Source organism: Bacillus sp. FSL R5-0434 (genome assembly GCF_038004745.1).
Lineage (GTDB): Bacteria > Bacillota > Bacilli > Bacillales > Bacillaceae > Bacillus > Bacillus halotolerans.
Map to the genome: position 1 here is coordinate 3,573,665 of NZ_JBBORV010000001.1, position 12,696 is coordinate 3,586,360.

The following is a 12,696-nucleotide window of genomic DNA, read 5'->3' on the forward strand; positions in this document are numbered from 1 at the left end:
CTATGTGCAAAGCTTCTTTTTTATTTACCCGTAAAAGAGTCCGGATGTTCATTCCGATATCCGTAGTGAAACAGCAATTCCTCTACAATCCGGCGGGAGGCCTGTCCATCACCATACGGATTTGAAGCATAGGACATTTTCTGATACTCATCGGCGTCAGTTAAGAGCTCTTTTGCAAGCTGATAAATGTTCTCCTCATTTGTCCCCGCAAGTTTAAGCGTCCCTGCTTCCACTCCTTCAGGGCGCTCCGTCGTATCACGAAGCACAAGAACCGGTTTCCCGAGCGATGGCGCTTCTTCCTGCACTCCGCCGGAATCAGTCAAAATGAAATGGGATTTTGCCGCAAAGTTATGGAAGTCAATCACTTCTAAAGGCTCAATCAGATGCACTCTGTCAGAGTCGCCAAAATGCTTTTGAGCCGCTTCCCGGACAACAGGGTTAAGGTGCACAGGGTAAACAACCTGTACATCATTATATTCCTCTACAATTCTGCGGATGGCCTTAAACATGTTTTCCATCGGCTCACCTAAGTTTTCACGGCGATGAGCGGTCAGCAAAATCATCTTATCCTCACCAACCTGGTCAAGGACAGGGTGTGAATAACCTTCCCTAACTGTTGTGCGAAGCGCGTCAATCGCTGTATTGCCCGTTACAAAAATAGAATCGGCCTTTTTGTTTTCTTTTAACAAGTTGTCTCTTGCCTGTCCTGTCGGTGCAAAATGCAAATCAGCAATAGCACCGGTCATTTGGCGGTTGAGCTCTTCCGGAAACGGAGAATATTTATTGCCTGTGCGAAGACCGGCCTCCACATGCCCGACAGCAATTTGATGATAAAACGCGGCAAGGCTTCCGGCAAATGTCGTCGTCGTATCACCGTGGACAAGCACAATATCAGGCTTGATGTCTTTAAACAGCTCGTCCAATTTCACAAGTGCATTTGACGTAATTTCTGCCAGCGTCTGCCGCTCCTTCATAATGTTCAAATCAAAATCAGGCTTAATCCGAAACGCTTCAAGCACCTGATCCAGCATTTGTCTGTGCTGGGCAGTCACCGTTACATAGGACTCTATTTCAGGGTATTTTTTTAATTCAAGCACGAGCGGCGCCATCTTTATCGCTTCCGGCCTGGTTCCGAAGACGGTCATGACTTTTAGTTTTTTCATAATTGTCACCTGGTTTCTTTGTTTAACGGGCTGTTAGATAGAATTTGGATTGGTCTGATTGTATAAATAGATCTACTTTCTTTCTTATTTTAAAACACCATAGTTTTTTTTCAATATTTTTACTGCAAAAATACACGCTGACATCCTTTTTAGGAACCAGTACAGTTTGGTATGAATTTATTGATAAAACGATATCTGTGCTTTGTAAATAAGATGGGACAAATTTTTGTTCAACTAAGTTTCGGTCAACTTGTATAACCGTCCCCTCAGCCGAACTTATTTGTTTTTTTATAGGAATTAAGAACTCTTGTTTATTACATTCAAGCAACAATAAAGATTGCTTTGGGAAAAACAACTGGCTCCCAGGGAAAATGAATGTTAAATACTGGTCAGAATCATGATTTCGAAATTCGACTTTCAGCATCTCTTGTTTTTTTATCTCTACTGACAAATTATCAAATGTCTTTGTAAAGTACGGCCTTGCGCTGTATGCATATTTTCCGTTATTTCCAATATATTTAGCATGTTTAGAATAGGGGTACTTTTCTCTGCTGTTGCCGATTCTGGCACGTTTTTTGTACCCATCAATTTCCGACTCGATAAAGAAATCCCATACGCCAATATCCCCTTCATTGACAGCTAAATCAGTAAACTTCGTGAGGAATTCAAACTCGCCATCCTTTGAATACACCGGAGATATGATTTTTTCAATTTTTCTTTCACGATGAACCCAAATACCTGATAATTTTTGCAGAGATTGATACTCTGGTTTTAAAGCTGTATGAGTAACTGATCCTTTTATTGAAAAAGAATTGTTCTTGATTTGAAATTTGCTCACGTAATGACTGATCTTGTTTCTGTCATCAATGACAAGCTCATTCTCAGATAAGTGATACGGCACTATACTAGGATAGTTTGCGATGATATGCCCGTTTTTAACAGACGTAAATTGAATCATATTCTCTTTATCAGATTCGAATTGCTTTAAACCCTTTAGGTCATTATTACGTACAAAATATAATTTTAAACGCGTATGCGAATGAACAAGCTTATCAATTTCCCGCGGAATATTTCGCTCAACAAAATGATGCAGCTCCGTCATCCACTCTAGCTGTTCCTGTTCATCCTCAATTGTTATGGTAAAGTCCGTAGTTCTGGAAAAGTCAAAATGGCGATTTAAAAACTTCGCCATAAATTTCATTTTATCGGTACGAGAAAGACGGCTCTCATGAATCATATCAATGATGACTTTCATAGCACCGTAATAGTCTTGAGGTGCAACATATGCAAATGTCATATGCTCGCCGTCATGCTGTACAGCATAGTAATAATCATAATCGCCAAGAACAGAAATCTTGTCTGCTTTTAAATAAGCTTTCATGACAAAAACCTGATCCTCTGTTGCCTGTATATTAGAGGGAAACATTATGTCATATTTTCTGAGCAGTGAAACTTTAAAAAGCTTCGTCGGGCCAATTGAGTAGACAAGCGGTGATTTTATCAGATCAGCTTCAGCTTTCGATTCCTTAAAAATTGCTTGCGGCACTGGTCTGCCGTTTACACCAACCATTTTCCCAAGCACGATGTCCGAATCATGAACCTTTGCAAACTGATACATTCTTTCAAAGGCTTCAATTCCGAGATAATCATCAGAATCGATAAAAAATATATATTCACCGCTGGCCGCACGAATTGCCTGATTTCTTGGTTCTCCCGGTCCACCCGAGTTTTTTTCTCTCTCAATAACCTTTATATTAGGATACTGTTCACCGTATTTTTTTAGTATCGAAACCGTGCCATCTTGAGAACAATCATCTATACAAATAATTTCGTATTCATCATTTGGCAAGGTTTGTTGAACAAGACTATCCAGGCAGCGGGATATAAAATGTTCTGAGTTGTATGTGGGTACTGCTGCAGTAATTTTCAACATTACACCTCTATCCTTATCCGCTCTTTTTTTATAGAAAGCTCATATAGTGAACAAAAATGGTATAGAAATGTATTATTTCGTCACTTCAAATACTTCTTCCCATCTTTCAAACAATCGTTCCTCACTGTATTCTGTATCCATTAATTGCTTTGCATTCTTTCCGTATTGAATCGCCTGCTCAGGATTGTCATAGAGATAAATAATACTTTCAGCAAGCATTTCAATATGATCAGGTTCTACAAGCATTCCTGTTTTATGTTGTTTTATAAGCTCTCTTGGGCTGTATTTCACATCAAAACTAATCACTGGGGTTGCACAAGAGAACGATTCACAAATGGCAAGGCTGAACCCCTCAAATTTTGATGTTAATAATGTGGCTAGCGCTTGCTGGTAAAAGGGAGCAGGATTGGCTACATAGCCTTTTAGATGCACATTATCAAGCCGAAGCTCCTCAATTAAATGTTGATACTGATCGTGGCCAGGACCGCTTCCATATATATTAAGAACAACATCAGGCCGGGATTTTTTCACGATTTCCATTGCTTTTATAACCTTATCTATCCCTTTTTCCTCATGATATCTTGCTACCATCACAAATTCGTTTTTCTTTTTTTCATAGGTTTGTAATTTTTCAAGCCTTCTTGGAGCATGAGGAATCACAAAAATATTATGGTTTGATTCAAAATCCTTCATGATATCATCTTTTTGTTCATTCGTTAATACGATCAGTCCGTCGTAATCTTTAATATGCTCCATAGCGTATTGATGATTTTTCCGAACTTTGCTGCCCAATGTGTAAGGATAATCTAAATGATTTGAGTGAACACAGTAAAAGCGTTTTGCCAATCCATCACGCATTTCATTTACTTTTGAAGCACTCCCGACTCCATCACAGATGATAATAGGGTCTGTTTCTTTTTCACACAGTTCTTCAAGCCAATGTGTATGAAATGAATGCTTGTTTTTAAAAAACGCAGCTTCTTTCTCATTTCGTTCAAACAGTACAACTCCCTGGCTGGCTCCTGTTTGAAAATGATACCATTCCGTTAAATAACAAAAGCCATCAGGTGCTGTGTAACAAACTTGATTTATTTTTGCTGTTCTCGTATCGAAGAAGACAGTTTTATTTATATACTCACCATTAAAATATTCCCGCTTTGTGATTTGCATATTTTCATTGAAATAGTCCATATATAAAAGATGATCCGACTCATCCCACTTTTTCTTTTTTATATATAAACCATTTTTGAAGTATTCAGTTTCTAATTTTGCCTTGTTATGAAAAACAGCATAAGATTCTTCGAAGCGTTCAAGAATTTGTTCATAGTCATTTCGCTGCTCAACACCTATTTTGATATCGGTGTGCTGATTTTTATAGTAATCATAGATATTGATAAGATTCACATCAGGATGCAGCCTTCCAGCCTTTTTCAGCTCTTGCTCAATCTGATCATAGTTGTCTTTATAATCAAGTGTAACCAAGTCAATTTTATGGCCATGCTCTGCAAAAGTATACGACCTTGACATCATAGAGCTTGTAATGCCGCCTTTTTCAATGTCTATTTCATAAATTAGTGAAAAGATCCTTCTCATCTTCAAGCTCCTTCTTCTTGTAAAACCTTTCGCTGCTATTGATTCTTTTTAACAAACAGACGATTGATTAGTTTTCTCCTAAATCCTTCAGCTGTGTGAATTAGCAAATGATTATTTTCTTCATCCAAAGTAATTCGCCAGCCTGAGATATTTTGTTCCGTTAACGGAATTTCCTTTTTGTCATTCACTTTTACATTCATAGCAAAGAAGCTATTATCCCACTCAGAACAGAGATACAATTCAATCGTAGAGAGGTCATCTAATGCTGAGTGAATACGAAGTGTCCCGCTTACAGTAAAAATTAAATCTACCTCTCTGTTTACCTGAGCGCTAAACGTACATTCGGTGCCGCTCTTCTTATTTTTTAGTTTCCAGTACATTTTATTACGACCAACGGAATGGGCCGGAACTTCACCTTTAAATGCTGCCTTTGCTGACAAGTACAAGTCAGATTTTGATCGCCATTCTGCTGTTAACAGCTCAACATTCATATCTCTCAATTTATTGTTAAAAGACACTTGATCAATAAGTTTGTCCACAAAACGTTTGCGGGCAAACGGTTCTTCAGAAACATAGTAAATGTTCGAACGGGGTCCCGTTCTTTCAATCGTGTCATTATATCTCGTCAAAGAAGGGACTACGTAAGCATCAAGATAGTTTATTTCTTCTTCAGGGTTGTCCAAAATATCATTCGTCTCTATAAAACCTAAGTACGCTGTCGAATATTTCGCTGAAAGAAGCTTCAGCATTGAATAAATTTTCATTTCTGAAGTTAACAGCAGATAGTCCGTTTCATGTATCAAGCGGCTCAGAAAATACTGGGAAAGTTCATTTTCTGAATATAATACACCCTCTATACTGTCTTTTTCGTCAAAAATAATAATTTTTTCAGTCGATCCATCATACTTATACCACTTAGTCATATAACAGGTGCCGTCAGCCCTCAAAAAGAGATGCTGCTTTGGTTTGTTGGTCTCCAAGTCCATGTACATCAAGCTGTGTACATAGCCGTTTGCATCATATTCCTCTCGTTTAAACCTTTGCCTATTATCATTAAAATAATCCGCGACAGCAAGTGTTCCCCCTGCTGTAAATCTTTGATATTTTATATAACGCCCGTCACGGTAATATCGAAATATTGGTTTGTCTTGTTCTTGAACATACGTTAAACCTTCTTCTTCAACCTGATGCTCTATTTTATGTTTCTGAGGTTCAGGCCCTTTAAAGAAGCTGTACAAATTGATAACAGCAGCATCTTTAAAAAAGGAAGGTTCATTAGGCTCATGATTTAAAGTAACAATGTCCATTGGATAATTCCAATCAATTGAATTAATGTTGTTTTTTTTTGCAGAGTGAAGCCCTGAACAAACATATGCTAATTTAGGATGAGAAACCTTAATCGTCATAATTTATAATTACCTTTCGCTAAAAATCGTACAGTCATTTTCAGAAGTACATTATATCATGTTTAATCAGCTGGCTCTAGAATGAAGAAACAGTTAAATCTCAAGAACTTTTTGGAACATTTTAAGCCGATAACCTCTATCTGTTACTGAAAATTAACTAATGATATTTTTTGTATTTTCTATATTTTCCAGATCTAAATCCCACTGAATTGACCCTTGTTTAATATTGGTTTTTCTTATATGATTAAATGTGTTTAACAGATTGAAAATAGGGTACTGAGAAAAAAGAAACTCCAAAATTTTAAATACTCAGCATTTCATAAAGCTGAACCTAAATCTGTTCTTAAGGAAGGTGCTTTGAAAGTGAAAAAAGTACGTAAGGCCATAATCCCTGCAGCCGGTCTCGGAACGAGATTTTTGCCGGCTACGAAAGCAATGCCGAAAGAAATGCTTCCTATCGTAGATAAGCCAACCATTCAATACATAATTGAAGAAGCTGTTGAGTCCGGTATTGAGGACATTATTATTGTAACAGGTAAAAGCAAGCGTGCGATCGAGGATCATTTTGATTACTCTCCTGAGCTTGAAAGAAACCTTGAAGAAAAAGGAAAGATTGAACTCCTTGAAAAAGTGAAAAAATCTTCCAATCTGGCTGACATCCACTACATCCGTCAAAAAGAGCCTAAAGGGCTTGGACATGCTGTGTGGTGCGCGCGTAACTTTATCGGCGATGAACCTTTTGCGGTTCTGCTTGGAGACGATATTGTTCAGGCGGAAAAACCAGGATTGCGCCAGTTAATGGATGAGTATGAAAGAACACTTTCTTCTATTATAGGTGTTCAGCAAGTGCCTGAAGAAGAAACTCACCGCTACGGTATTATCGATCCGCTGACAAGTGAAGGTCGCCGTTACCAGGTGAAAAACTTTGTTGAGAAGCCGTCTAAAGGCACAGCACCTTCTAATCTTGCCATCTTAGGCCGTTACGTATTTACGCCTGAGATCTTTATGTACTTAGAGGAGCAGCAGGTTGGCGCAGGCGGAGAAATTCAGCTGACAGACGCCATTCAAAAGCTGAATGAAATTCAAAGAGTGTTTGCTTACGATTTTGAAGGCAAACGCTATGATGTTGGTGAAAAGCTTGGCTTTATCACAACAACTCTTGAATTTGCGATGCAAGATAAAGAACTCCGCGGACAGCTTGTTCCATTCATGGAAAACTTATTAAACAAAGAAGAAATCTAAACAAAAAGGCTATTGGACATTCATCCAATAGCCTTTTCTTATTTCGACATTAAAGTCAGCGTATGCTCTTCATTATCAACTGCGAAGACCTGATCAGCTGTATTCACAAGAAAACGATCCTTGCTGCTGTCATACAATACATCTCCATCACTTAATGATAATGACGCTGGAGTAACGGGAGAAATGTTGTGAAAGATAAGCTGTGAAGCTTTATTATCTTCCAATACATAGCTGATCTTTTCATAATCAAAATCCAAAGTCTTTCTGCCGTCAGCTGTTTCTCCTTCTGTAAAGCCGTTCAGTTTCGATTGAATACTGTCACTGCTGTCTCCGAGGAACTTCAGGAAGTATTCATAGGAAGCTGCTGCGTTTTGCTGGACATGGGGTGTAAAAGCAGAAGCCGGCAATTCCGCCTTCTTCACATCAGTCGCAACAGCATTCTGCTTCACAAAATAAGAATGTCCGTGAAACTTAACTTTTGCTGCTTGTTTGCCTTTTGCGCTTACCGTCACTGCAGTACCGAAAGGCAGTGTAGCACCGGCCTTCTTTTTCAGATCTTGGTCTTTATAGACTGTCACTTCTTCATCAGCTATAAAGCCTTTTTTATTCATTGCAGTTAGGCTTTCCTCCATCTTGCCCTTTGCATCGCTATGATGATTCTTGACTTCATTCTGCGGAATTGCGCCAAACGAAGCAATCGTTCGAAGCGGGGCATCAAAAAACATCGTACCCGCAACAAAAACTAACAGGATAGATAAAATCGCAATTTGTACTGCGTTGGCCAGTGATTTTGGCTTTTTCTTCTTTTTGCGGAAACGGGCAAAAGCTTCAGGATCTTCTTTCTTGCGCTCTTCCGTCTGCTCTTTTTTATATGTTTCTTTTTCTTTTTTCGAGAGCTTATTAAACCAGTCAATAAACGCTTTGTACTCTTTCACAACGGTTTTTGTATCATCAAACATCCGAAGTTCGCCGTAATGCATCCAAGCAACGCGGTCACACATTTTCTCAATCTGGCCGATGGAATGGCTGACAAAGAAAATGGTTTTTCCTTGTTTTTTAAACTCATTAATTCTGTCTACACATTTCTGATAAAACGTTTGGTCTCCTACGGAGAGCGCTTCATCAATAATTAAAATATCCGGATCAATATGAACGGAAATCGCGAAACCGAGACGCGATTTCATCCCGCTGGAATAGTTTTTAACCGGCTGATTAATAAAATCGCCAATCTCCGCAAATTCAACGATACTGTCATACATGTCATCAATTTCTTTATTTGTTAGACCCATCATCAAACACTTGAGCCGGACGTTGTCCCGGCCCGTTAATTGATTATTTAAACCGGCCGCGATCGCAATCAGCGACGGCTGGCCGTTCATTTCAATTTCACCGCTGGTCGGCGGAATAATTTTAGCCAGCAGGTTAGACATAGTCGATTTCCCCGACCCGTTTATCCCTACAAAGCCGATTGTTTCTCCCTCATACACGTCAAAGGAGACATTCCGCACAGCAAAAAAACCATTATCCTTAGCCGGAAAAAACAATCCTTTAATCTTGTCCGATTGTTTTTTATACAAATGATACTGCTTTGAAACATTTCGAAACGAAACTTTTAGTTTCATCGTACAATCTCCTTACGTATTAAAGAAAGTCAACAAACTTGTCTCTGAATTTCATGTGCAGGATAGAACCTACTGTTAATAAAAGAAAAGTGAACAGCCAGAAATACAGCGTGTATTTCATATCTTGGAAAAACCATTTCCCGTCTAAGAAGCTGTTCCGGAATCCTTCTATCAAATAATAAATCGGATTCAGTTTCAGCACAGGCAGAAGGTTCGGATGATTTTTTCCAAGCTGCTCTGATATATTCCAAAAAATCGGAAGCAAGAAGAACAATAATCTGGTAACTGCCTGGAGTAAAAATTGATAATCTCTGACAAGCACACTGATTGTAGAGTTAAACAAACTAAACGAAAACATAAATACAATCATGCAGATTAAATAGTAAATATATTGTATCCAATGCAAGCTTGGGTAAATACCACTTGCTAACAGAACTATGACATAAACACCCATCATCACAAAATAACTAAATAAATTTGAAGCAATCACGACAGATGGCAGCGAACTGATCGGAAAATTCATTTTCGCGACCATATTGATCCGCTTAAACACACTGTTTGATCCATCAAGAATCGTCGGACTAATAAAAAACCATGGAATCAAACCAGCCAGCATCCAAACAATAAAAGGCACTTCTCCGATACCCGTTATGATCGGCTTACTGTTACGAATTCCCATGCCAAATACAAACCAGTACGCCAGCATTTGAATGAGGGGATTTAAAAACTGCCATAATACACCAAGATAATTCATCTGATACTGAGACTTTGTCTCATACGAAGCCAAGCGCAAAATTAAAGGAAACGATGTCACTTGCTCTTTTACGATTCTTACTAATGCATTCATTGTTTATCTTCCTTAGACTTAAATGATTTTTGGGATCTTTCGGTTAAAGAAATTTGAAAGCACCGCAGATTATTGTAACAGATGTTGAGTTTTTTTTCACTTTTTAAAAGGAGAAGTTCCCGTTGAACTTCTCCTTTCATTAGTTTAATGCCTATATAAAACAAAACTTATTTAGCAACTTTATTATTGTCTAATTGCAGAATAGCATTATAAATGCGGTGTCTGTTATTTTTATCAGTATATGCAAAAAAGTTGTCTACTCTTTTTCTATACTTATCTTCCATACGACTATTATTCTTCATATAATAGATAACTTTATCAATTAAGCTATCATGATTATTTATTACATCTCCAAAGCCCATTTTCTTATAATCATAATAATCAAGTTTAAAATGATATGAATTTTCATATTGATAATAGATTACAGGCTTTTTCTCGTATGCAAAATCGAAAGCTACAGATGAAAAATCAGTAATCATTATATTTGATGAATTAAATAACATTTGATAGCTGCTGTTATAATCAGCAAACTCTACGTACTCATGCTTTTTAAAATCCTCAATTTGTTGTTGGATGTCTGGATGTGGAAAAAAGGTTATTTTATAGTTGTTTTTTTTAGCAAATTCAATTAGTCTATCATCATTAATTAATGCATTATACCTTGCAAAGTATTCACTCTCTTTAAATTTTGGATTGTAAGGTCTAACTCCCTTTGCCTGATCTTTTGGTAATACAATATCCTTTCTCCATGTAGGCATTATTAAAAGCTGCTTTTCCCCTTCACTCTTCTTTAGATTATCGTATCTCGGAAATCCGCCTAAAAAGATATTTTCTTTTTTATAATTGTAATTCCCTTTAATAATAGAACGATATTCAGGTTTTGCTGATGTTATTAACAATTTTATATTCTTACTATATTTATTTAACCACTCTGAATGATCAGCCATTGTTATTCCATGCTGCAAAAAGACAAACTCAAATTTAAATAGATCTCTAAAATATATCTCCATATTGAAAAATGGATTTACAACCCATATATCTGCATGTGTAGATATTACTTTGGAGGAAGCCAAAGTCAAAATTTTATGTCTGAGAGATCGATAGGGAATTACCTTTCCATATTTTTTAATTCGGTCATAATCTTTGCTATCCTTTTTTATAATAAAGTACTTTTTTACACCATCGTTCTGATTGATAGCATACTTATAAAGATGTTCGGCATTATCATCAGCTTTGTCTTGTCTATCTACGAATAACCATACTGGTTTTTTGTTAAAAAAACTGAACACATGATGTGCCACTCGTGCCAACATAGCCTTTTTAATTGCTGATTTTCGTTTCTTTGACTTACCGCTTATTTTATTAAGAGTTTTCAAGAAACGAAATTCTTTTATAAATCTATTTTTAAAGTTGTTTTGTTCGAACAGTAATTTTTTATAATTGTAATAAAAAATATAATCTCGTTTAGCGGCATAGGAATTAAATAATTCATTTGATAAACCTGAATACTTAAAGAAACGAAGCTTTGTCATTTTTCTCTTATTGCCCTTAGTGATAAAAAATTCTATATGGTGATTGCCAGTAAGATATTTTTTTGGGATATCTATAGAAAAACCAGGATATTTTTTGATTACTTCTCCTAAACTAACATAATCATTATGCTGTCTTTTTATAATCTTTGCTTTTACTCTTTTTTCACCAATTTTAGCATAAAAATCAAAACCTTTTGCTTTAAATAGCGAGCTCCAAAAACCTTCTATATGAATAGAATCCTTATTTTCTTCTAAGATTTCAATAGTTAGAGTTTGATTTGATAATTTAGATACAATTTCATCTTCTCTGTACAAATAAAAATCTTGGTCAGTTTCTATTTCATATACATACTTATTATAATTTTCACCATGTTTTATTTTTAAAGCATGATAAAGATAAAAATGACTTATACTTTTTGCTTCAATAATGACACTATCATCGATATATGAAAGTACTTCTCGAATTAATTTTAAAAATTCTTGATATTCATTTTGATTTAAAGGTGTTTCACTAATATCCCTAATTAATAATTTCCACTTCAGATCATGCATAATCATATATTGAAGAAACAGAGGTATTTTTTCTTCATGATTCTTTGTCATATTAATTAAACTCTTAGAAAATGTAATAAGTGAATGGTTAAACCAATCTTTATTTGCTTTAGCATTCTGCATTGCAGACGAACCGTCTTCTCTTACTCTATAGTGATATTTAGCTTCCTTAACTAAACCGTACTTTTTTTTACCTGATATAATTAAATTAACCAGCTTGGCGTCTTCCCCGATTCTACAGTTCTCATCAAAACAAATATTTGTTAAAGCATCTTTTTTTATAAAAGTAGAACAGCAATGGGTTAATATATGTTGTGGCTCTTTTTCCACATCCAAAATTCTTGTCGAAGTAAATTTATTATTAAGGTTATGTTCTCCAATTCTTCCTTCTTCGAAAAATATTGGTATTGCTACAATATCAATATCTTCTTTGTGTTGGTTAAAAAAGTTTAAAACATTTTCAAATGTTTCTTTTGAAACTAAATCATCCGGATCAAGGAATTGAACATATCTCCCCTCAGCATACTTTAATCCGAAATTTCGCGCACTGCTAACTCCGCCGTTCTGTTTCTTTACATAAACTACGTTGTTTGGATACCTTTGTTCATATTCTCTGCATATGATCTCACTTTTGTCAGGGCTGTCATCATTAACAAGTATTAATTGAATGTTATTGAAGCCTAAAGTCTGATTAATCACGCTTTCTATAGCGTCAGTTAAATACATTTCCACATTGTAAATTGGCATTATTACACTAAAATCAAATTTATAATTCTTATCTTCCATACAAATTTACTCCTAACAAA

General features: G+C 36.2%; 8 protein-coding genes. 1 reads left to right on the forward strand and 7 read right to left on the reverse strand.

The window, feature by feature from the left end:
• Positions 1-20: 20 nt before the first annotated feature.
• From wecB to NYE43_RS18640, 4 genes are all read right to left on the reverse strand, one after another.
• Complete coding sequence (gene wecB / locus NYE43_RS18625; RefSeq protein WP_103671250.1) at positions 21-1,163, reverse strand: non-hydrolyzing UDP-N-acetylglucosamine 2-epimerase; 1,143 nt, start codon at positions 1,161-1,163, stop codon at positions 21-23.
• A gap of 22 nt (positions 1,164-1,185) precedes the next feature.
• Entirely contained in the window at positions 1,186-3,096 is a 1,911-nt protein-coding gene (locus NYE43_RS18630) for a glycosyltransferase (protein ID WP_341062367.1), read from the reverse strand.
• Between the two features lie 72 nt (positions 3,097-3,168).
• On the reverse strand, positions 3,169-4,689 hold the full coding sequence (locus NYE43_RS18635; RefSeq protein ID WP_341062368.1) for a glycosyltransferase: 1,521 nt from the start codon (positions 4,687-4,689) through the stop codon (positions 3,169-3,171).
• A 35-nt stretch (positions 4,690-4,724) separates the two neighbouring features.
• Positions 4,725-6,098: an alpha-glucosyltransferase N-terminal domain-containing protein gene (locus NYE43_RS18640; protein WP_216394001.1), complete on the reverse strand. Its 1,374-nt coding sequence runs from the start codon at positions 6,096-6,098 to the stop codon at positions 4,725-4,727.
• Between the two features lie 360 nt (positions 6,099-6,458).
• On the opposite strand from NYE43_RS18640, the gene galU reads away from it, so the two are divergent.
• Positions 6,459-7,337 (forward strand): UTP--glucose-1-phosphate uridylyltransferase GalU, encoded by an 879-nt coding sequence (gene galU / locus NYE43_RS18645; protein WP_044159515.1) that lies wholly within the window; start codon positions 6,459-6,461, stop codon positions 7,335-7,337.
• A gap of 38 nt (positions 7,338-7,375) precedes the next feature.
• On the opposite strand, the gene tagH is transcribed toward galU, so the two are convergent.
• The 3 genes from tagH to NYE43_RS18660 all read right to left on the reverse strand — a co-directional run bounded on the left by tagH (position 7,376) and on the right by NYE43_RS18660 (position 12,676).
• Positions 7,376-8,959 carry a teichoic acids export ABC transporter ATP-binding subunit TagH gene (gene tagH, locus NYE43_RS18650; protein ID WP_268497440.1) on the reverse strand — a complete coding sequence of 528 codons (1,584 nt, stop codon included), beginning with the start codon at positions 8,957-8,959 and terminating at the stop codon, positions 7,376-7,378.
• Positions 8,960-8,978: 19 nt separating this feature from the next.
• Positions 8,979-9,806: a teichoic acids export ABC transporter permease subunit TagG gene (gene tagG / locus NYE43_RS18655; protein WP_059353643.1), complete on the reverse strand. Its 828-nt coding sequence runs from the start codon at positions 9,804-9,806 to the stop codon at positions 8,979-8,981.
• Between the two features lie 167 nt (positions 9,807-9,973).
• A complete protein-coding gene (locus NYE43_RS18660; RefSeq protein WP_255002074.1) occupies positions 9,974-12,676 on the reverse strand; it encodes a bifunctional glycosyltransferase/CDP-glycerol:glycerophosphate glycerophosphotransferase in 2,703 nt (900 codons plus the stop codon).
• Positions 12,677-12,696: the final 20 nt, after the last annotated feature.